Annotated in this window: 19 protein-coding genes and 4 tRNA genes; 7 read left to right on the plus strand and 16 right to left on the minus strand. The window is 72.3% G+C overall.

Annotated elements, in window-relative coordinates; genetic code table 11:
• Window positions 1-30: 30 nt before the first annotated feature.
• From BIU97_RS05765 to BIU97_RS05785, 5 genes are all read right to left on the minus strand, one after another.
• Window positions 31-273, minus strand: coding sequence for a hypothetical protein (locus tag BIU97_RS05765; protein ID WP_071290530.1), 243 nt, complete (start codon window positions 271-273; stop codon window positions 31-33).
• A 116-nt stretch (window positions 274-389) separates the two neighbouring features.
• Window positions 390-1,040 (minus strand): SMI1/KNR4 family protein, encoded by a 651-nt coding sequence (locus BIU97_RS05770; protein ID WP_139195921.1) that lies wholly within the window; start codon window positions 1,038-1,040, stop codon window positions 390-392.
• A gap of 95 nt (window positions 1,041-1,135) precedes the next feature.
• Window positions 1,136-2,014: a hypothetical protein gene (locus BIU97_RS05775; protein ID WP_071255239.1), complete on the minus strand. Its 879-nt coding sequence runs from the start codon at window positions 2,012-2,014 to the stop codon at window positions 1,136-1,138.
• 159 nt (window positions 2,015-2,173) lie between these two features.
• Window positions 2,174-3,031, minus strand: coding sequence for a hypothetical protein (locus tag BIU97_RS05780; RefSeq protein WP_071297231.1), 858 nt, complete (start codon window positions 3,029-3,031; stop codon window positions 2,174-2,176).
• A gap of 187 nt (window positions 3,032-3,218) precedes the next feature.
• Window positions 3,219-3,761 carry a hypothetical protein gene (locus BIU97_RS05785; protein WP_071255235.1) on the minus strand — a complete coding sequence of 181 codons (543 nt, stop codon included), beginning with the start codon at window positions 3,759-3,761 and terminating at the stop codon, window positions 3,219-3,221.
• Window positions 3,762-3,937: 176 nt separating this feature from the next.
• Here BIU97_RS05785 and BIU97_RS17545 point away from each other — a divergent pair, with 176 nt between their 5' ends.
• Window positions 3,938-4,123, plus strand: a complete 186-nt coding sequence (locus tag BIU97_RS17545) for a hypothetical protein (protein WP_139195922.1) — start codon at window positions 3,938-3,940, stop codon at window positions 4,121-4,123.
• A gap of 96 nt (window positions 4,124-4,219) precedes the next feature.
• On the opposite strand, the gene BIU97_RS05790 is transcribed toward BIU97_RS17545, so the two are convergent.
• The 9 genes from BIU97_RS05790 to BIU97_RS05830 all read right to left on the minus strand — a co-directional run bounded on the left by BIU97_RS05790 (window position 4,220) and on the right by BIU97_RS05830 (window position 8,636).
• On the minus strand, window positions 4,220-4,528 hold the full coding sequence (locus BIU97_RS05790) for a hypothetical protein (RefSeq protein ID WP_139195923.1): 309 nt from the start codon (window positions 4,526-4,528) through the stop codon (window positions 4,220-4,222).
• A 23-nt stretch (window positions 4,529-4,551) separates the two neighbouring features.
• The gene (locus tag BIU97_RS05795; RefSeq protein ID WP_071255232.1) at window positions 4,552-4,893 is read right to left on the minus strand and encodes a hypothetical protein; all 342 of its coding nucleotides are present in this window, start codon (window positions 4,891-4,893) and stop codon (window positions 4,552-4,554) included.
• 79 nt (window positions 4,894-4,972) lie between these two features.
• Entirely contained in the window at window positions 4,973-5,329 is a 357-nt protein-coding gene (locus tag BIU97_RS05800; protein ID WP_071255228.1) for a hypothetical protein, read from the minus strand.
• A gap of 3 nt (window positions 5,330-5,332) precedes the next feature.
• Window positions 5,333-6,940: an FAD-dependent monooxygenase gene (locus tag BIU97_RS05805; RefSeq protein WP_071297232.1), complete on the minus strand. Its 1,608-nt coding sequence runs from the start codon at window positions 6,938-6,940 to the stop codon at window positions 5,333-5,335.
• A 34-nt stretch (window positions 6,941-6,974) separates the two neighbouring features.
• Window positions 6,975-7,580, minus strand: a complete 606-nt coding sequence (locus BIU97_RS05810; RefSeq protein WP_071255223.1) for a TetR/AcrR family transcriptional regulator — start codon at window positions 7,578-7,580, stop codon at window positions 6,975-6,977.
• A 148-nt stretch (window positions 7,581-7,728) separates the two neighbouring features.
• On the minus strand, window positions 7,729-8,157 hold the full coding sequence (locus tag BIU97_RS05815) for a hypothetical protein (protein WP_071255220.1): 429 nt from the start codon (window positions 8,155-8,157) through the stop codon (window positions 7,729-7,731).
• A 161-nt stretch (window positions 8,158-8,318) separates the two neighbouring features.
• Window positions 8,319-8,393 (minus strand) — tRNA-Val (locus tag BIU97_RS05820).
• Window positions 8,394-8,408: 15 nt separating this feature from the next.
• Window positions 8,409-8,482, minus strand: a tRNA-Cys gene (locus BIU97_RS05825).
• Between the two features lie 82 nt (window positions 8,483-8,564).
• A tRNA-Gly gene (locus tag BIU97_RS05830) sits at window positions 8,565-8,636 on the minus strand.
• Between the two features lie 215 nt (window positions 8,637-8,851).
• Between BIU97_RS05830 and BIU97_RS05835 the strand changes: the two genes are divergently transcribed.
• The 5 genes from BIU97_RS05835 to BIU97_RS05855 all read left to right on the plus strand — a co-directional run bounded on the left by BIU97_RS05835 (window position 8,852) and on the right by BIU97_RS05855 (window position 15,430).
• Window positions 8,852-8,924: transfer RNA gene (locus tag BIU97_RS05835), tRNA-Val, on the plus strand.
• A gap of 101 nt (window positions 8,925-9,025) precedes the next feature.
• Window positions 9,026-10,552 carry a DUF3375 family protein gene (locus BIU97_RS05840; RefSeq protein ID WP_071255216.1) on the plus strand — a complete coding sequence of 509 codons (1,527 nt, stop codon included), beginning with the start codon at window positions 9,026-9,028 and terminating at the stop codon, window positions 10,550-10,552.
• The gene (locus BIU97_RS05845) at window positions 10,549-11,331 is read left to right on the plus strand and encodes a DUF4194 domain-containing protein (RefSeq protein ID WP_139195924.1); all 783 of its coding nucleotides are present in this window, start codon (window positions 10,549-10,551) and stop codon (window positions 11,329-11,331) included. Before BIU97_RS05840 ends, BIU97_RS05845 begins: the two co-directional genes overlap by 4 nt.
• Entirely contained in the window at window positions 11,328-14,705 is a 3,378-nt protein-coding gene (locus BIU97_RS05850; RefSeq protein ID WP_071297233.1) for an ATP-binding protein, read from the plus strand. Before BIU97_RS05845 ends, BIU97_RS05850 begins: the two co-directional genes overlap by 4 nt.
• A gap of 440 nt (window positions 14,706-15,145) precedes the next feature.
• Window positions 15,146-15,430 (plus strand): hypothetical protein, encoded by a 285-nt coding sequence (locus tag BIU97_RS05855; RefSeq protein WP_071297234.1) that lies wholly within the window; start codon window positions 15,146-15,148, stop codon window positions 15,428-15,430.
• Window positions 15,431-15,584: 154 nt separating this feature from the next.
• On the opposite strand, the gene BIU97_RS05860 is transcribed toward BIU97_RS05855, so the two are convergent.
• Window positions 15,585-17,066, minus strand: coding sequence for a peptide MFS transporter (locus BIU97_RS05860; protein ID WP_139195925.1), 1,482 nt, complete (start codon window positions 17,064-17,066; stop codon window positions 15,585-15,587).
• 230 nt (window positions 17,067-17,296) lie between these two features.
• Between BIU97_RS05860 and BIU97_RS05865 the strand changes: the two genes are divergently transcribed.
• Window positions 17,297-19,456, plus strand: a complete 2,160-nt coding sequence (locus BIU97_RS05865; protein ID WP_071297236.1) for an acyl-CoA dehydrogenase family protein — start codon at window positions 17,297-17,299, stop codon at window positions 19,454-19,456.
• A gap of 431 nt (window positions 19,457-19,887) precedes the next feature.
• Here the strand turns inward: BIU97_RS05865 and csrA are convergent, their stop codons facing one another.
• A complete protein-coding gene (gene csrA, locus BIU97_RS05870; protein ID WP_071255195.1) occupies window positions 19,888-20,148 on the minus strand; it encodes a carbon storage regulator CsrA in 261 nt (86 codons plus the stop codon).
• Window position 20,149 lies beyond the last annotated feature (1 nt).

Here is a 20,149-nt window from a genome sequence, read left to right on the forward strand (position 1 = left end):
GGCGGCGGCACCGCCGGGCCGACGGTGCACTCAGTCGCGGACGACTCCTCCGTACGGCCACTGGACCCAGGACGGGTCACCCGCGTCGAACAGGTGGGCGGCGAGCATGTGTGCCTCTTGGTAGTCCCGCCCGGAGGCGCCGAGCGCAGCGGCGAGCTGATCGGACACCACCGTGGTCGTCGTGTCACCCTCGCGGACCTCGTACAGGGCGGGCGGCCCCACCAGGAACAGCCCGAGCACGGCCCTGCGGCCTCGGGTCTTCCGGAACTCCACGTCGTCTCCTCGCTCGCGTGACCAGGTGGCGGACGGGAGGCCCGTGGCGGCCCGGCGCCAGGCCTCCCGGCCGACGCACGGGGACGTCGCGAGCCGCGCCGCCTCCCCTGCCGTCGTCAGCCGGTGCGCTCCGCGGTCGCGTCGAAGACCGTCGAGAGCGTGCCGGTGATCGCCCAACCCGGTTCGTCCTGCTCGTCGGAGGGCACGATCGTGCCCGCCGCGACCAGGTCGGCCGCCTGCTCGAGGTACGACAGCAGCGACGGGGCGATGACCTGGTGCTCGTCGTCGTCGCGGCCGAACGTGATGACCTGACCGACCGTGCCGGCAGCAGCCGGGTCGAGGTCCACGCCGACGTGGTTGCCGCCGCCGTCGTGGGTGAGCGGGATCCACCCGCGCACGGCGTACTTCGGCTGCACGAAGCCCTGCGGCGTCGAGGACGCGAACTCGTCCATGTCCTCCTGCGCCTCGAACCCGTCCCACTGGTCCCACTGCGCGAGCACGTCGGTCAGCGGCAGGAACGGTTGCCCGACGACGAGTCCGGCGGCGAACCGCGGGTCCTGCGCCGAGTACGGGTGCTGCCCGTCGTGCAACAGGTACAGCGCGCGGACGTCCTCGGGCAGGCGGTGCCCGAGGTGGGCCTCGGCGACGGCGAGGTCCCGCTCGGTCGCCGGTGCCCGCAGCAGCGGGTCGCCGGGGACGAGCCCGACCAGGCGATCGAGGGCGGCCTGCACGCGGACGGCCGTGGTGTCGGAGGGGTCCGGGGTCATCGGCTCAGCGTAGCGACGACCCTCGCGCCGATCCGCTTTCTCGATCAGGGACCGACGAGCACCGAGCGCGCGGCGGTCCGACGGTCGACCGTGCGTCACGAATGGTCGTGCATCGCGGTCGGCCGAGTTGCTCCCCACTCGGCGAGCAGCGCTTTCACACGAGGCGAATCACCGGGCATGACGGCGCGCGGTCGCGGCTCCGACAGCCTGGGGAGCTCGTCCCGGGTCGGGTACGACTCTTCGGCTCGGTTCGCGAAGGACGTCCAGTACTCCGAGTGGTCAGAAGCCGACTCGAACCAATCTGCTGGTGTTCGTTCCGGCTCGTCCAACGGGTCGAAGCCGAACACCTCGAACCGTCGAGAGGCAGCCGCTTTCCTTGTCGACTCGTTCCGTGCGGTCCAGTCGGAGTCGGACTTCGCCGCGGAGACGATGACGAGCGCGATCGCGACCCCCAGCGCAACCAGCACCGTGCGCCACTGGTACGGCGCGCTGGCATGGAACAAGGAAAGGATGAAGTTCACGACGATGAACAGCGCAACGAGCACCAGCAGCCAGCCTCCTGCCGTTCCCCATCGGCGGGCGACACGCTCCTTGTCGGACTTCAGCAGCCAGTCACCGGATGCGTGAGAAGCACGATCCGCTTCGCTGATGTGCTCTGCAACGTCCGCGGAGAATGCTTCTGCTACCTGCAACCGGCGCGCTCGAGCTCGAGCGATGATGGCATTCGCGCGCTTCTCCCAATCGATGTAGGCCCGACCGTTCTTGGTCTGGGTCCACATCGCCCACTGATGGCGTTCCTGCGAACTGAGCGCGGCCCGGGAGACAGCAAGCTGCTGCGCCTGCAGATGGTTGGTCTCCGCCGCCCAGGCGGCAGCGCTCGATGCCCCGACGGCCGCTGCTTCGGCCTGGATCTCGGTGCGTTCCACTGATTCTCGGATCAGCCGCTGATTGCGTTGGTACTCGGTCTCCGCCATGTGCAGTCCCCCTCGCTTCTTCCGATACGAAACTATCGAAGTCGATGCATGGCCTTCCGTCTCCGCGATCACCCCAGAACAGGTCGCAGCAGTCGACGATCGGACGATGAAGAAGGAGAGTTGCGGGGGCGACGCGCAGTCGACGCACGATCGACGGCATCATCGCCGCGACCGCCGATCGCCCGGCGCACTCGGGGCGCACATCGCGGCCGTGCAGGCGAGCCTGCAGGGGTCCTGACGGTGGCGGACGGTCGGCTCAGCGGCTGACGCCCGGGCGGGCGACGTCGACCGCCAGGGTCGTCCGCAGCCGTTCCTCGGTGCGGTCGACGTCGTCGAGCCACGGGATGCGCTGGACCAGCCCCGCCGCGAGTGCCGGCACGCTCCGCGGAGCGACCATCCAGCGACCGAGCGACCGAGCGACCGAGTGAGGAACAGCGACTGCGCGTGCCGACTGTGCCACCCGTCGGCGGCGGAGTAGCCGGACTCCCCCGCAGACTCCGCGGCGATCTGCTCCGCGACGACGTGCGCGATGCGCAGGGGCTCGAGCGCCGCCGTGACCTGCACGATCCGCACGCGGCTCCGCCAGCGGAACAGCGTGCCGGGCGCGGTGGCGAACGCGGTGGTGACGCCGAACGCCGACCGCACGTCGCGCAGCGAGGGCGCTGCGTCCCGTGGACCGCACGCGCCCGCCGTGTAGACGGTGCCGAAGACGAGGTCGTCGACCGCGGCGCCCGCGCCGGTCCGACCGGCGAGGGACCGGACCGGCTCGAACGGCGTCCGGTCGAGGTACTGGTCGAGCCCGAGCCCGAAGCGTGACCACCAGGGCCGGGGGCGCTGCACCTCGACGCCGAGTTGCAGGACGAGGCTCCGCGGAGCCCGCCGGAGTGCCCCGAGTCGCGTCTCGAGCACGCCTGCCACGTCGTCCCGGTCGACTGCCCGCCGTTCCGCGAGGTCGTGGCGCGCGACCGTCCGGATGCGTTCGAGCGCGTCCGGAACGGAGCCGGCGCGTCGTGTCATCCCGTGTCGGTCCTTCCCCTGCCCGTCGACGCTACGGGCCGGCACCCCGGTGCCGGCACCCCCAGCACCGGGGACGTGCGGAGCGTCGGCTCACCTGCGCGACCAGCAGGCGGACGGGAGGCCCGTGGCGGCCCGGCACCGTGCCTCCTGTCCGACACCGCGTCGTATCGCACGCGCGACGCGTCCGTCAGCGCCCTGCCGCTCGCCGCCAGTCGGCGTTCGCCGCTGCCAGGTGCGGGTAGACGACGAGCATCCGCTGTGGGTCGACCTCCCACAGGTCGTCGTCCCACGCCCTGCGGGCGTCGGCCTCGGTGCGGTGGTACTCGGGCAGGTCACGGAGTCGCTCCGCGACGGTGGACTCGGCGATGGCCGCGCGCACGCTCGCCGTCAGCGGCCGGAGTGCTCCCGCGTCGACGAGCCACTGCACCACGGCGACCATGACCGCGGGGCCCGGCCCCTTCCCCTTCGTGTCCTCGATGAGCCCGGAGTGGACGCGACCGGGCACGACGACCCACCCGTTCGTCGCCGGGGCGTCGCCGCGACCGGCGATCTGCCGCCCGGAGGAACGCGAGTCGACGATCTCCCACAGCAGGTACCCCTCGCAGCGGAGGAAGGCGGCGCGGTCGGTGCGGCTCAGCTCCGGGTAGGCGACGGCCGCACGGCCGGGGTCGGAGGGGCTCGGCTGCGGTGTGGCGTTCACCCGACGCCACCAGTCGGCGAGGCGGCTCACGCCGGGACTCCGCGGGAGGGCTGTCGCTGGTCCCGCTCGTCCGGACCGCTGCCGCTTCCCGCCGTGCCGTGATCGTGCATGGTCCCTCCCCGTTCCGTTGTCGACGGTAGAGGACGCCACCCTCGCGTGCCAGCAGGTCGCGGACGACTGCTGCCTCGGCGACTACTCTTGAGCGCGTGCAACCGTCCAGACGCCGAGGGCTCATTCTGCTCGGTGGTGGGTGCCTCTTCGTCGTGGTGTTCGCCTCGCTGTTCTTCCTCTCCCCGCGATCACAGGACACGTTGATCCCGCAGATCGCCGTCGTGTTCGGCATCGGGGAGATCGTGACGGGGATCGTGCTGCTCCTGCGCTCGCGGCGGTAGCCCGCTCGCCTCGGCTCGGATCGGCGTTGCTCGGGTGACCCGGGGTCTGCGCGCCGAGCGCAGGAGTCCCCGAACGAGGAATCGACCGGGAGCCTGCTAGAGCGCTGAGATGACCAGGCCCTGGACGACCACGGCGACGAGGCCGCCCGGCACCATGACGACCAGCGCGACGGGAGCAGCCCACGCCTGGTGCACCCACGGGTGACCGCCGGGCCTGGTGCGCGCCATCGCGGCGAAGGAGCACGCGGACACGAGCACCGCCCACGCGGCCGTCATGCAGATGATCAGCACAGGGTGCACGTCCTGGGTCACCAGCGGGTGGATCACCGGCAGGAGGAACATCGCCGGTGCGAGCACGAACCCGATCCGTGCGATGCGCCGGAAGGTGGTCCGGTCACTGTTCATCGCCGCGATGGTCGGCCCGTCGGTCATGCCGACCCCGACCCCGAGGCCAGGTCGGCGACGAAGCCGAGCGTCCCGAGCACGCGTGCGCCGCCGAAGACGGCGGCGACGGCCCCCAAGCCCGTTCCCGTCACGGCGGAGCGGAACGGAACGGCGGCCAGCCGCCCGCGGATGCCGACGACGACCGCGGCGACGCCGAGCGCCGCGGTGGCGACACCGAGCAGCCCGAGGACCGGCACCGCCAGGTACGGGTCCGCGACGGCGAACAGGAGCGGCAGCGCGAGCAACGGCAGGACGAGCAACACGAGTGCGGTGATGCCGAGCGGTAGTGCCTTCGAGCGGCGCGGACGTCCGGATGCGATGGTCATGGTTCCCCCTACCGGCACACTACTGCGCCGCACCCCGGGAGCACCGGTGTCCACAGCAGGGCGGAACCACGTCCCTCGGTCAGACGAGGAGTCCGACCGTGAGCGCGACGAGACCGACGACGACGAGCACGGTGGGCACCGTGCTGCGGAGGCGGCGATGCGCACCGGACCACGCTGCCGAGGCTGCGGCGACGACTGCGGATGCACCGCCGGCGTAGATGAGCACGAACGCCTCCGGGAAGAAGCCGAGCACGTGGGTCACGAGGCCGGCGATCACGATCACGGACCCCGTGACGGCGTGCACACGTGCGGCAGCTGCTCCGGGTGTCGTTCCGCGGAGGTCCAGCAGCGCGGCGACGATGCCCCAGATCGCGGCTGTCGAGAGGACCGCGCCGCTGATCGAGATGATCGCGGCGCCGACGACGGCGGCGTCCACGGGCTACGCCCCACTCGTCGCGGCGGCGCTGACAGCAGCGCCGCGCGGTTCCCCGAACCAGGTCCGGAGTGCCGTCCCGACGTCGGTGGGGTCGGTCCGCGACCACGCGACGAAGCCGTCGGGTCGGATCAGCATCGACGGCAGTCCGCTCCCCGGTGCCAGTCCGCTCCCCGGTGCCAGTCCGCTCCCCGGTGCCAGTTCGACGTGGTCGACCCGGTCCGACCAGGGCGCAGCAGCGTCGCGCAGGCTGCCGTCGTCGTCGAGCAGGACGGGACGTGCGGCGTGGAGCATCTCGGGGACCCGGCGACGGGTGCCGTCGGCGAGGGTGAGCTGCGCGGACGGCGCGAACCAGCCGGTGGGGCCGTCGGGATCGGTGGCACCCGTCTCGTAGCGGACGTCGGCGCCTGCGAGCAGGTCCGCGATGCGCTGCACCGTGCCCGTGTCGGTGAGCAGCTCGGCGAAGAGGTCGCGGAGCGCCGTGACGTCCGACCCGGGCGCCATGAGCGCCGTCTGCGCCTGCGTCTGCATGAAGACCCGCTGTCCGAGCGGCCGGCGTTCTGCCTCGTAGGTGTCGAGCAACCCTGCCGGCGCCGTGCCCGCGAGGTCGGCGGCGAGTTTCCACGCCAGGTTCGCGGCGTCCTGCAGTGCGAGGTTCAGCCCGGGGCCGCCTGCCGCGGAGTGGACGTGGGCAGCGTCGCCGAGCAGGAACACGCGACGGTCCCGGTAGCGGTCGGCGACGCGGGTGTTCCTGCCGGAGAGCCGACGCAACAGGGCGGCGTGTCCCTGCGCGGGAGGCGCGAGGGCGACACGGACACCGAGGACGCGTTCGAGACTGTCCTCCATCTCGGCCAGGGTCATCGCTGCCCCGTCACCGGGGAAGCTGCCCTCGGGTTCGTCCTCCCACTCCGCGGTGTACACCAGCGGGTGCTCGGGGTCGTGGAGGGCGATCGTCGCGACTCCTGTCTCGGTCCGGTGGAACGCTGCCGCGATCTCGCCAAGTCCGGCGACGCGCACCTTCCCGGGGCCGGCTGCGACCAGCGCGTCGGTCGGGGCGATGAGCGCCGTGCGGTCCACGACGTGGCGGTCGGTGTTCCCCGGGAAACCGATGCCGGACTGCTTGCGGACGGTGCTCCGCGCCCCGTCGCTCCCGATCAGGTACCGAGCCGACAGCGTGCTCTCGGCCGCGGTCGTGGTGTCGACGACGGTGACGTCGACGCGGTCGTCGTGCTGCAGGAAGGACCGCAGCTCGACGCCGCGACGGATCTCCACGCCCAGCTCGGCGGCGCGCTCGTTCAGGACGCGCTCCAGGTCGCGCTGGTTGATGTGCAGCAGGTACATCGGGTTGCGCTCGCCGAGCACGTGCAGCGGCACGGGGAGCGCGCCGAAGAAGAAGGCCGGAGCCGGGGACGGCTCGGCCACCCCTGCGCACCGCTCGAACAGGCCGCGCTGGTCCAGCAGACGGACGACCTGGCCGGTGAGGCCGTGTGCCTTGTCCCACTGGTTGATCGCGGGGAGACGTTCGAGGACCAGCGGGTTCGCACCCGCGAGTTGCAGCTCGCAGGCGACGAAGACGCCCACGGGGCCGCCACCGACGATGAGGACGTCGTACATGAGGAAGAGCCTTTCCGGACGGTGCGGGTGGAGGTCAGACGTGCAGGCGGTCGAAGCCGCTGCCGAGCCGCTGGAAGGCAGCGACGAGCATCGGCTCGAGCGAGCCCGCGTCGCTGCTCGACGCCCAGGACTCCAAGGTGGTCAGCAGGGTGGAGAGCGCTGCCGCCGCGACGGCTGCCGACAGCGGATCGTCGCGCTCGACACCGAGCCGTGCGGCGATCGCCTGCGCGAGGACGCTGTTCGCGGTCCGGGCGCCACGATCGACCGCGGACTGCATGCCGGGTGTCGCGAGCACGGCCATCAGGCCGCTCTGGTCGTCCCCGGACGACCCTGCCGCTCGTGCCCGGTACGGAGCCAGCAGGACCGCGGTGACCGCCGCCCACAGCGGCTCGTCGTCCGGGTGCTGTGCGAGGTCGGTCGCCGCCGCCCGGACACGTTGCACGTGGCGGTCGGCGATCGCGTCCTCCTTGCTCGAGAAGTAGTTGCCGAACGTCCGGCGGGACACGCCGACCTGGCGGACGATGTCCTCGACACGGACGTTGTCGAGGCCGCGCTCGCGTGCCAGCAGCACGGTGGTGACGCTCAGTTCGTCGCGGAGTGCCGCCTTCTTCTGGTCGCGGAGCGACGGGGTTGCTGCCATGGACTCACCGTAACCAGAACTTGCCCAATGCGCAATCATGCCCATTGGGCAACTTGCAAACGGTGCCGGACCACATGGCGGCTGCGTGGCGGAGGTCCGCGGCGGCGTCAGCGAAGTCGTACGCGGGGTGGTTCCCCTCGAGGTGGATTCACCTGGACAGCAGGAAGAGCCCGTGGATGACGGCCCCGTACAGGAAGAAGGCGGCGAGCCCGCCGGGCACCATCGCGATGACGGCTGCAGGCACCGCCCACGTCTGGTGGATGCCGGGATGACCGCCGGGTCTGGTGTTCGCCATCGCGGCGAAGGAGCATGCCGAGACGAGTACCGCCCACGCTGCGGTCATGCAGATGATGACCCAGGAGTGCCACTCGCGAGCCACCAACGGGACGACGAGCGGCAGGAAGAACATCGCCGGCGCGAGGACGAAACCGGTGCGGGCGACCTTCCGGTAGGTGGACCGCTTGCGGTGCATCTCCGCGTCGGCGCGTTGCGGGGTCTCCTCGTCGGGCCAGGAGCTGGACAGTGCTCCTGGCCAGGAGTCGGCATCGAAGGCGTCGCTGTCGGCGGGGTCGGGCACGGGTGCAGTCCTTGACCATCAGGCAGACGAGCGGCAGGAAGAACGGAAGGCGGCGGGAGCGTTCGCGGATCGTGCCGGAACCGTGCCACGGCACCTGATCCGAGCCTCGAGCAACGCCTGGAGAAACACGAAGACCCCCGGTTTCCCGGGGGTCTTCGTCGTGGTGGGCGATACTGGGATCGAACCAGTGACCTCTTCCGTGTCAGGGAAGCGCGCTACCGCTGCGCCAATCGCCCAGAGGAGTGTGGAACTGGAGGTGGGGACGGGATTCGAACCCGCGTGGACGGCTTTGCAGGCCGCTGCCTAGCCTCTCGGCCACCCCACCATCGAGGTTCACGTCTCCGTGAGTACCCGAACGGTGGGATACCCTCTGGTGAGTCGCGGTCTTCCGGAGAAGACCACACTCGAGCGGATGACGAGATTCGAACTCGCGACCCTCACCTTGGCAAGGTGATGCGCTACCACTGCGCCACATCCGCACTTGTCGTTCCGCTGTCGCGGCGACGACGTAAACTCTATACGCACCGGGGCACTTCCGCCAAAATCGATCCCGTTCACCGGGCGTGTCCCCCGTGTTCATGCGGATCGGGACCCCTCGCCAGGCCCGTCGGACGCCGCGCCACACCCGGGGCGCGCGCCGTGTTCGGTGCACCGCCGCAGATCCGCTACTATCGACTCGCACGAACAGTGCAGGGGGCGATTGGCGCAGTTGGTAGCGCGCTTCGTTCACACCGAAGAGGTCATCAGTTCGAGTCTGGTATCGCCCACCCTTGACACAAGAGCCCGACGCAGCAGCGTCGGGCTCTTGTCATCTCATCGGTCCGCAGCACGCGGGCCGGACCACCAGCACGATCGGACGAAGGGGCGCATGACCGACGTCGACCTCGAGTTCGCCCGGGTCCGAGCGGTCCTCGACCGTCCGACCCTGCGGCTCATGTCCCGGCCGACCAGCGCCACGGTCCTCGCCGTGTTCCGCACGGTGTTCGACCGCGACGTGCAGTACGTCCCCGCCGACCGCATGCACCTGCAGGTCGAGGAGCACGTCGCCCGCCTGCAGGCCGCCGGCGCACGCGTCCCCGCCAGCGAGCAGGCCGAGGGCGAGCAGGAGGCCCGACCGAACGGCCGCGCGCTGTGCCGCGAGTGGGTCGGTGCGCAGTGGCTCGTCCGCTCGAACTCCCCCGACGGCGACGAGCAGTACTCGCTGACGAGCCACGCGCTCGAAGCGCTGAGCCTCGTCGACGCCCTGTCGGCCGACCGCGCGCTCATCAGCGAGAGCCGGCTGGCGATGATCGTCGACGCGGTGCACCGGTGGGCGGCCCGCGCCGAGCCCGATCCCGACGTGCAGATCCGCCGGATCGACGCCCAGATCGCCGAGCTGCAGGCCGAGCGCGAGCGGCTCGAGCACGGCGACGACGTGGTGGCCGTCGACGACGACCGGATGCGCGACGGGTACACGAACATCTCGGACCTCATCCGCCAGCTGCCGAGCGACTTCAAGCGCGTCGAGGAAGCGGTCGCGACGATGCACCGCTCGATCGTCGAGGACTTCCGGCAAGAGGTCCGCCCCATCGGCGAGATCCTCGACGACTACCTGGCGCGCACGGACAACCTGATGGAGGCCACCCCCGAGGGCCGCGCCTTCGAGGGCGCGTTCGAGCTCCTCCGCGACGACGCCCTGCTGCTGCGGCTCCGCGACGACATCGCGACGATCCTGTCGCACCCGTTCGCGCAGGGGCTCGGCGCTGGCGAGCGGCGGGCGTTCCGCAACACCGTGACGATCCTGCGCCAGGGCATCGAGGACGTCCTCGCGCAGCGCCGCCAGCTCACCGCCACGCTCCGCGACCAGATCGTCGCCCACGACGTGGTGCGCGACCGCGAGCTCGACGCCGTGCTCCGCTCGATCAACCGCGGCCTCGCGACGCTGATGGACCAGGGCGGCGCGCGCGACCGCATCCCGCTGCCGCTCCTGCCGGCGGCCGCCGAGGTCGGCACGCTGCGCGAGCGCTTCTACGACCCGGACGCCGAGTCCGTGCCGCCGCCCATCGAGGAGCCCGACGACGACGTCTTCGAGGACCTCGACGTCGACATGCTCCGCAGGCACGGCGGCCCGCTCCTGACCGAGCTGCGCGCGGCGCTCCGCTTCGCCGAGGCCGACTCGAGCGTCGACGCGTTCCACGGGCTGCCGCCCGAGCAGCGGCGGCCGGTCGAGCTCTTCGGCCTGGCGCACCTGCTGACGGGGCGCGAGGACTTCGAGTCCGCCGCGCACGTCGCCGAGCACCGCACGGTCCGGCCCGACGGCAGCCCCGTCACCTTCCACATGCCCACCGCCGCTCTCGCCGACGAGCGCACACCGGTCGGCGACGCACACGACGAGAACGCACAGGAGGCACGGTGAGCGACACGACGCCGGCACCGGTCGACGACACGGTCCCCTACGACGACCCCGCATCCGTGATGCAGGACGACGAGCGCGACGAGTCCAGCTTCGCCCTCTTCGAGGGCGACGAGGGCCGGCTCGACGAGCACCAGCGCCGCGCCCTGGTGGCCCTGCTGCGGCACTCGTACGTCAGCTCCCGCACGCACCCCGACGAGTGGCGGGCTGTCCTCGACGCCGAGTACCAGCTGCGGTCCCGCCTGAACGACCTGTTCCTCGAGCTGCACGTCGACCGGGACCGCGAGGTCGCCTGGAAGCGCCAGGCCCGCTCGGAGAGCCAGCGCCGCACGTTCCCGACCCTGCTCCGCGACCTGCCGTACACCCGCGAGGAGACGATCGTCCTCGTCTACCTGCGGATGCGCCTGCGTGCCGACGCCCGACCGGGCCCGGACCAGGTCGTGGTCGACCGGTCCGAGATCCTCGGGCACGTGGCGGGCTTCCGTCCGGCGACCGCGACCGACCGCACCCGCGACGAGGGCCGGGTCGCCAAGGCCATCGAGCGTCTCGTCACCGCGCGCATCCTCATCCGCACCTCGGACCCGGACCGCTTCCGGGTGGCGAGCGTCGTCGAGGTGCTGCTCCCCCTGGAACGCCTGCTCGAACTCGACGCCTGGTTGCGCACCACCACCGCGCAGACGGACGCGACCGCCCCGGGCGGCGAGCCGAGCGACGGCGACGACCCGGGCCTCCCGACCGACACCGACACCGATACCGACGACGAAGGCGAGACGGAAGCGTGACCGACACGTTCGCAACCCCCGCGCTGTTCGACACGGTCGCGCAGTGGCGCGCCGAGTCGATGCAGGTCGTCAACTGGGGTGGCTTCCACGGCCACCGGCAGGTCGAGCTGTCCGGCACGGCGACCCTCATCTCCGGCGCCTCGGGCACCGGCAAGTCCACCCTGATGGACGCCTACCTGGCCGTGATGATGCCGTCCGACGTGCCGTTCAACGGCGCCTCGAACGACGCCACCACCGGTCGCGCCCGCAGCGCGGACCAGCGCAACCTGCTCACCTACCTGCGCGGCAAGGTCGACACCCGGCGCGACCCCGAGTCCGGGGCCCTGCGCGACGTGAACCTGCGCGGCGACGACCAGACCACGTGGGGTGCGGCGGCGGTCACGTTCCGGAACGACGACGAGCGGCGCTTCACGGTGCTGCGCGCGTACATCGTGCCGAAGCGCGCACGGGGCGTCGGCGACATCCAGATGACCATGGCGACGGTGGACGACACCTTCGACCTGCGCCGGCTCGAGGAGTTCGTGCCGTCGCGGTTCCACCACCTCGAGCTGACCGGCCGGGTGCCCGGGCTCGTCATCCGCGACACCTACCAGGAGCTCGCGTACACGCTGCAGACCCGCCTCGGCATCGGCGACTCCGGCGGGGGCAACCGGGCGATGCGCCTGCTCGCCCGGATCCAGGCCGGCCAGCACCTACCGACCGTCGACGCGCTCTACAAGTCGCTCGTGCTCGAGACCCCCGGCACCTACGAGGCGGCCGACCGCGCCCTCGCGCACTTCTCGGCGCTCGACGAGGCGTACGAGGCGATGGACACCGAGGAACGCAAGGTGCGCATCCTCTCCCCCATCACCGACCTGCACGACGAGATCGCGCGCGCGACCGAGGCCGCCGCGGCACTCGACGGCATCGCCACCGGCGCCGAGGTCTCCCCGTTCGCGCACTGGACCGCCACCCGGAAGCGTGCGCTGCTCGACGACGAGGTCGCCCGCAACGCGCGTGAGCGCACCGCGGCCCGCGCCGAGGTCGAGGCCGCCGAAGCCCGGCACACCGCGGTCGACATCGAGCTCCGCGACGCCGAGGCCCGGCTCCGCGACCAGGGCGGCAACGCGCTCGCGCACCTCGAGGACCGCATCGACCGGCTCGGCCGCGAACGCGACGCCGTGGTCCGCACCCGCACGACCTTCGACGAGCGCACCGCCGTGCTCGGGCTGTCGGCGTCGCTCTCGTCGGAAGCGGGCTTCACCAGCGCGCAGCGGGCGTCCCACGACTTCCTCGGGACGTACGCGGCTGCGCGCTCGTCGTTGGACGACCGCCGCGACGCCCTGACCCGCGAGGAGTACCCGCTCCTCGACCGCGAGCGGTCCCTGCGCCAGGAGCGGCAGTCGCTCGAGCACCGGCAGGGCGCGATGCCGCTGCCGATGCACGAGGCCCGGCTCGCCATGGCCCGCGCCGCCGGCATCGACCCGTCCGAACTGCCGTTCGTGGCGGAGCTGCTCGACGTCCTGCCCAGCGAGGAGCGCTGGCGCACGGCCATCGAGTCCGTCCTGGCCCCCGTCGCCCGCACGCTGCTCGTCGACCAGGACCGCCTGGCCGACTTCAGCGAGGCGATCGACGCGCTGCGCCTGCCCGTCCGCGTGCAGTTCGAGGGCGTGCCGACCGGCCCGCACCTCGACCTCGACGGTGACCCGGCCATGGTCTCCGGCAAGCTCGCGATCAAGCCGTCGCCGTTCAGCACCTGGGTGCGCGAGCGGATCGAGTCGGACCGCACCGACGCCCGCTGTGTCAGCTCGGCATCGGACCTCGGCGGCGGCGGACGGCGGGTCACCGAGTCCGGACAGCTGCGCGACGGCCGTCGTGGCGCGCACGGTGACCGCCGGCAGTCGAACGTCATCGGCTTCACGAACGAGGCCCGCGTCGCCGCGGTCGAGCAGGAGCTCGCCTCGATCGCGCAGGACCTCGCCACGCTCGAGGCCCGCCGCACCGACGTCGCGCAGGACCTCACCGCGCTCGACGTGCTCCGCGCCGCGCACCAGCACGTGGTCGACGTCACCTGGGCCGCGATCGACGTCTCCGGCACCGACGAGTCCCTCGCGCGCCTCGACGAGGAACGGCAGGCGCTGCTCTCCGCCGACGACGGGCTCCGGACCCTGCGTTCGGCGGTCAGTCGGCTCCGGGCGTCCCTCGACGAGGCGGCCGACCGCCGGGCCGCCGCACGCCGCTCCGTCACCCGGCTCGACGAGCGGCACGCCGTCCTCGTCGACGGCCAGGACGCCGCCGCCGAGATCCTCGCGCGCTTCGACGACACCCCGGAGTCGCTGCCCGACGACGCGCAGGCCAGGCTCCTGTCCGAGACGTTCGACGAGGTCGGGGCGCCCGACGGCATCGACGGCTTCGACGACGCCACCCGCCGGCTCAAGCGCCGGCTCGAGGAACGGCTGACCCAGGCGCTCGACGGCGCCGCGGCGGCCTCGACCTCGTTGACGCTGACGTTCCAGCGGTACCAGGACGCCTGGCCCGACCCGAACCTCGGCACCGGGGTCGCGTCGTACCCGGACTACCACGCGGTCCTCGACCAGATCGTGGCGACCGGCCTGCACGCCCGGCGCAGCGAGTGGCGTCGACGGCTGTCGCAGTGGAGCGGCGAGGACCTCGTCCCGCTCGCCGGTGCCTTCGACCGCGCCGTCGTCGAGATCGAGGAACGCCTGGAACCGGTCAACGAGATCCTGCGGGAGCTGCCCTTCGGCGCGAACCGGGACCGCCTGAAGATCCAGATCCGCCGGGTCACCCGCGAGGACGTCACCGCCTTCCGCCGCGAGCTCCGCGCCCTGTCTGCCTCGGTCGACACCGAGCTGACCGACGACGTGCTCGAGACCCGGTTCCGCCGGCTCCGGCGCTTCATGGCCGTCATCCGGCCCGACCCGTCCGTGCCGCGCGGCGGCCGGACCACGCAGCGCGACGCGGTGCTCGACGTCCGCCGGCACATGGAGATCACGGCCGTCCGGTACGACACGTCCGGTGCCGACCTCGGCGTCTACTCGTCGCTCGGCGACAAGTCGGGCGGCGAGACGCAGGAGCTCGTGGCGTTCATCGTCGGCGCGGCCCTGCGGTACCAGCTCGGCGACGAGACCCGGCCCCGGCCCCGGTTCGCGCCGGTGTTCCTCGACGAGGCGTTCATCAAGGCGGACTCGGAGTTCGCCGGCCGTGCGGTCACCGCGTGGCTCCGGCTCGGGTTCCAGCTCGTCGTCAGCGCACCGCTCGACAAGGTCACGGCGCTCGAGCCGTCGATGGAGCGACTCCTGTCCATGCGCAAGCACCCCGAGACCGGCCACTCGTCCATCACCGAGATCGCCCGCGTGGAGCCCGCCGCCGTCTGACGGCGGTGGGGCTGGGCAGGCAGGCCGGGCGGGCGGGGCGGCGGCCGGTCGTGTCGACTGGTCGCGACACCCCACTCAGGTCCGCCGAGCGGGCGCGAACTGTCGGCTGGCGCCCGCGCCGCCGACAGTTCCTGACCACCCGAGGCGGTGGCGGCGGGGTGTCCTGGCCGCTCGGCGGCCGCCCCGGACGCGGCCGGCGCCGGCCTGGAGGCGCGGTGCCAGCCCGCCACGGGCCTCCCGACCGTCGCCCCGCCAGTCACGACACCCCGCTCGCCTCCGCGCGCCGGTCACGACGCGTCGCCTGGTGACGCCTCAGCTGAGGGCCTTCGGCCGCCCGGCGCGCGACCGGCGACGTGTCCTGACCGCCCGGCGGCCGGGCGTCGGCGTGTCGACAGGGACGGCTCAGACGTTCCGAGACCACCCACCGGTACGGTGGGCGCGTGTTCGGACGACGCTCCCCCAGCCCCCGCCCCGACGACCGCCCCGGGCTCGGGATCGGCGCCCTCGTGCAGGTGGTCGACACCGACCGCGGCGGCGAGCAGTGGGCCGACGAGCCGATCGGCGTGATCGTGGCGCCGGGCGGCAGCCAGATCGGCGGGCTGCAGCGCACCTGGACCGTCGCGTTCGAGGAGCCCGCATGGACGAAGGACGGCCGCGGCCCCTTCGAGCGCGCGACCGTCCTGAGTCGTCAACTGGTGCCGGTCACGACCGACACCGCGGAGTAGTCCGGGTCAGTACTCTTCGGACCCGCTCTTCATCATGGCGGCGACGGCCATGCAGCAGCCCACGCCGCCGAGCACGCCGACGCCGATGATGATGCCTGCGATGAGTTCGAGCATGGGGTGACTCCTTGGTTGCGAGCGTACGGCTGGTCTCAGGTTAGCGGATGCCGCGCATGAGCCTCAGCACCGGCTTGGTGACGAGCAGGAGCACGACGCCGACCGCGACCGCGACGAGTCCGAGCACCGTGAAGTACGGCGCCTCGTGCTCCGGGTCGTAGTACTGGGACAGGACGCCGGTGGCCGCGGTGCCGAGCGACACCGACAGGAAGAACAGCGCGACCATCTGGGTCTGGAACTTGGCCGGCGCCAGCTTCGTCGCCACCGACTGGCCCACGGGCGACAGCAGGAGTTCGGCGAGCGTGAACACGAGCAGGATCCCGACGAGTGCGAGCAGCGGGGTGCCGTTCTCGCCGGTGCCGACGAACGGCAGGAAGAGCAGGAACGCGACGCCCATGATGCCGGTGCCGAGGCCGAACTTCGTCGGGGTGGACGGCTGGCGGTCGCCCAGCCGGGTCCAGAGCGCCGCGAAGACGCCGGAGAGCACGATGATGAAGACCGGGTTGATCGACGTCACCCACGACACCGGCATCTCCGAGCCGAACACGGACCGGTCGAGCCGCTGGTCCGAGTAGATCGTGACGACGGTGAACTGCTGCTGGTACAGCGACCAGAAGACCGCGCTGCCGATGAACAGCGGGATGAACGCGAACACGCGCGAGCGTTCCTGCGGGGTGATCCCGCTCGACAGGATCACGACGAAGTAGCCGATGGTCGCGAGCACGACGACGGCGACCACGACGAGGGGCAGGGTGTCGACGGTCAGCAGACCGGTCAGCACGGCGACGACGACGAGCACCAGGACGACGACCGCTCCCACGACGATGAGCGGCAGCCGGCGTCGGTCGACGGGGTTGGTGACGTCGCGCACGACCTCGGGCAGGTGCTTCCGGCGCACCGCGTACTGCGTGAGCCCCGCGGCCATGCCGACCGCGGCGAGGCCGAACCCGTAGTGGAAGCCGAGCGTGTTCTGCAGCAGCCCGGTGAGCAGCGGGCCGGCGAAGGCGCCGAGGTTGACGCCGAGGTAGTACAGCGAGAACCCGGCGTCGCGGCGCACGTCGTCGCGGGTGTACAGGCCGCCGACGATCGTCGTGGCGGTCGCCTTGAGTCCGCCGGACCCGAGCGCGATGAGCACGAGGCCGACGCCGACCCCGGCGACCCCGGGGATCAGCGCGAGGGCGATGTGCCCGAGCATGACGACGACGGCGCTGCCGAACAGGGTCCGGTCGGCGCCGAGCAGCCGGTCGGCGATCCAGGCTCCGATGATGGTGAACAGGTAGACCGCGCCGCCGTAGGCGCCCATGATGCCGGTCGCGACGCCCTCGCTGATGCCGAGGCCGCCCTCGGTGACCGTGTAGTACATGTACAGCAGGACGATGCCCTGCATGCCGTAGAACGAGAAGCGCTCCCACAGTTCGACGGCGAACGGGGTCGAGAGCTCGAACGGTTGTCCGAAGAAGGTGCGGCCACCCCGATCCGGCTGCTCGGTGCGGGACTTGTGTGACGGGGTGGTGCGGGACATGACGGCCATGATGCCTGCTCGGTCCAGCTTCCGCCGATTCCCCGAGGGCGGCTCGCGTCCACCGGGCGTCCCGCCGACGGGTCCGTCGGTTGGAGGGTTCCCACGACCGGTCCGCGCGGTCGGCGCTCGCCCGTTGTGCCCCCGGCACGGTTGTCGAGCGGCACACGGCCGGGCTGTCTAGCGTGGACGGAGCGCCACCGGACACCGCAGTTCCCAGGAGGACCCCGACCATGGTCGACACCGCACCCGCACGTTCCGCCGCCCGCCCCGCCGGGGCCCCCGCCCCGACCGACGCCGACGCGGCGCCCGCCCCCGGCGTCGTCACCGAGGGTGCGCCGAAGCCCGACGCGACCGGTGACCCCGCCAGCGGCACGCCGACCGCGGGCACGGACACGGACGTGCAGATCGACGTCGCCGTGGTGCAGCAGCTCCTGCTCGGCCGGTGGGCGGACGACCGCCGTACCTCGCGGCGGCTCGCGCTCGACCCGGCGATGCACAAGATCGAGGGCATGGCGTACGCCGACGCGCGTGCCCGCACGCTCGACCAGCTGCGCATCCTGGTCGACGCCGGCGCGATCCAGCGGCCGTACCCCGAGGAGTTCGGCGGCCAGAGCAACCACGGCGGCAACCTCGCCGCGTTCGAGGAGCTCACCACCGCCGACCCGTCGATGCAGATCAAGGCCGGTGTGCAGTGGGGCCTGTTCGGCTCTGCGGTGCACCACCTCGGCACGGAGCGGAACCACCGCGAGTTCCTGCCGGGCATCGTCTCGTTCGACGTCCCCGGCTGCTTCGCGATGACGGAGACCGGGCACGGCTCGGACGTCCAGAGCATCGCCACCCGCGCCACCTACGACCCGGAGACGCAGGAGTTCGAGATCCACACGCCGTTCCGCGGCGCGTGGAAGGACTACATCGGCAACGCCGCCCTGCACGGCAGGGCCGCGGTCGTGTTCGCGAAGCTCGTGACGCAGGGCGTCGACTACGGCGTGCACGCGTTCTACGTGCCGCTCCGCGACGCCGACGGAGCATTCCTGCCCGGCGTCGGTGGTGAGGACGACGGCTACAAGGGCGGCCTGAACGGCATCGACAACGGCCGGCTGCACTTCGACCACGTCCGGGTCCCCCGCACGAACCTGCTCAACCGCTACGGCGACGTCGCCGAGGACGGCACGTACTCATCGCCGATCGCCTCGCCCGGTCGGCGCTTCTTCACGATGCTCGGCACCCTGGTGCAGGGCCGGGTCTCGCTCGACGGGGCCGCGGTGGTGGCGCAGAAGATCGGGCTGCAGATCGCGCTCACCTACGCCGCGCAGCGCCGCCAGTTCCCGACCGGGGACGGCACCGAGGGCGTGCTGCTCGACTACGGCCGGCACCAGCGTCGGTTGATCCCGCGCCTGGCGACGGTGTTCGCGCAGTCGTTCGCCCACGAGCAGCTCCTGCGTACCTTCGACGACGTGTTCAGCGGGCGGCAGGACACCCCCGAGCGCCGTGAGGACCTGGAGACCCAGGCCGCGGCCTTCAAGTCGATGTCGACGTGGTCGGCGCTCGACACCCTGCAGGAGTGCCGCGAGGCGTGCGGCGGCGCCGGCTTCCTCGCCGAGAACCGGCTCACCGGGCTCCGCGCCGACCTCGACGTCTACGTCACCTTCGAGGGCGACAACACCGTCCTGCTGCAGCTCGTCGGCAAGCGGCTGCTCACCGAGTTCCGCGCCAAGGCGCCGAAGGACCCGGCCGCGACCGCACGGTTCGCGGCGTCGATCGCCGCGGGCAAGCTGGCGGACGCGAGCGGCGTGCGCCGCATCGGGCAGAGCGTCGCCGACCGTGGGTCGCTCGCGCGGTCCGTCGCCGACCTGCGCGACGCCGGCTCACAGCGCGCCCTGCTCGCGGGTCGCGTCGAGACGATGGTCGCCGAGATCGGTGTGCGTCTCGCCTCCGCGGGCAAGGACCGTGCACGCGCGGCGCGGCTGCTGAACCGCTCGCAGCACGAGCTCATCGAGGCGGCGAAGGCGCACGCCGAGCTCATGCAGTGGGACGCGTTCACCGACGCCCTCGAGCAGGTCCCCGAGGGCGACACCCGGCGGGTGCTCGTCTGGCTCCGCGACCTGTTCGCCCTCGGCCTGCTCGAGCAGCACCTGGACTGGTACCTGGTGCACGGGCGGCTGTCGGCGCAGCGGGCCCGGGCGGTTTCGGCCGGGGTCGACCGGCTCGTGGCCCGGCTGCGGCCGATCGTGCCCCGGCTGCTCGAGACCTTCGGCTACGAGGACGGGCACGTGCGTGCGCCGATCGCCCTCGGCGAGGAGCAGGCACGTCAGGACGAGGCCGCGGCGTGGTTCGCCGCCGAGGCCGCCGCCGGTCGTCTGCCCGAGCAGGAGAAGAAGCCCCGCGCGTAGCCGCTCGGTGGGGACGGTCCGGCCGGGAGGCACGGGTCGGCTCGTCCCCGCGGGCCCCACTCCGCCGCGCGCGAGTCCACAGCGCCGTGGCAGGCCGACCCTCGCCGGATCCGGTCCACGCCCTGCCAGCGTCGTCGCGCCCCGAAGAGACGGGACGCGACGCCCGCCGTGGGGCGCGTCCCGCGGGTGGCCGCGGACGCAGGTGCCCGCCCGCGGTGCGTCGTGCCGGATCCGGTCCGCGCCCCGCCAGCGTCGTCGCACCCCGAAGAGACGAGGCGCGACGCCCGCCGTGGGGCGCGCCCCGCGGGTGCCCCGCGCGACGCCCGCCGCGGGGCGCGCTCGACGATCACTGCGCAGCAGCGACCGTGCGCGGGCACCCGAGCAACAGCCGCGCGCAGCCCGAGCGCGCAGCCGGCGAGCCCTCGCCCGGACTACGCCTGGTCGGCCCCGCCGCGGTCGCCGAGCGCCCGGCGCAGTCGCGCCTCGGCGTCGTCGTCGGCTCCGGCAGCGGCGGCCGCTGCCTCGGCGTTCGCCTCGGTGACGGCGCGCACGACCTCTTCGCGTTGGATCTTCACCCCACGCGGGGCGTCGATGCCGATCCGCACCCCGTCGCCCCGGGCGTCGAGGACGGTGATGACGATGTCGTCACCGACGAGGATCCGCTCGCCGACCTTCCGCGTGAGTACCAGCACC

Source organism: Curtobacterium sp. MCBA15_009, assembly GCF_001864895.1.
Classification (GTDB): Bacteria; Actinomycetota; Actinomycetes; order Actinomycetales; family Microbacteriaceae; genus Curtobacterium.

What these genes read in the sequence shown, in the direction of transcription:
- BIU97_RS05790 (WP_139195923.1), bottom strand. Translation starts at nt 4,528, where the DNA reads ATGAACAGTGACCGGACCACCTTCCGGCGCATCGCACGGATCGGGTTC.
- BIU97_RS05805 (WP_071297232.1), bottom strand. Translation starts at nt 6,940, where the DNA reads ATGTACGACGTCCTCATCGTCGGTGGCGGCCCCGTGGGCGTCTTCGTC.
- BIU97_RS05840 (WP_071255216.1), top strand. Translation starts at nt 9,026, where the DNA reads ATGACCGACGTCGACCTCGAGTTCGCCCGGGTCCGAGCGGTCCTCGAC.
- BIU97_RS05860 (WP_139195925.1), bottom strand. Translation starts at nt 17,066, where the DNA reads ATGTCCCGCACCACCCCGTCACACAAGTCCCGCACCGAGCAGCCGGAT.
- BIU97_RS05810 (WP_071255223.1), bottom strand. Translation starts at nt 7,580, where the DNA reads ATGGCAGCAACCCCGTCGCTCCGCGACCAGAAGAAGGCGGCACTCCGC.
- BIU97_RS05865 (WP_071297236.1), top strand. Translation starts at nt 17,297, where the DNA reads ATGGTCGACACCGCACCCGCACGTTCCGCCGCCCGCCCCGCCGGGGCC.
- BIU97_RS05780 (WP_071297231.1), bottom strand. Translation starts at nt 3,031, where the DNA reads ATGACACGACGCGCCGGCTCCGTTCCGGACGCGCTCGAACGCATCCGG.
- BIU97_RS05775 (WP_071255239.1), bottom strand. Translation starts at nt 2,014, where the DNA reads ATGGCGGAGACCGAGTACCAACGCAATCAGCGGCTGATCCGAGAATCA.
- BIU97_RS05770 (WP_139195921.1), bottom strand. Translation starts at nt 1,040, where the DNA reads ATGACCCCGGACCCCTCCGACACCACGGCCGTCCGCGTGCAGGCCGCC.
- BIU97_RS05795 (WP_071255232.1), bottom strand. Translation starts at nt 4,893, where the DNA reads ATGACCATCGCATCCGGACGTCCGCGCCGCTCGAAGGCACTACCGCTC.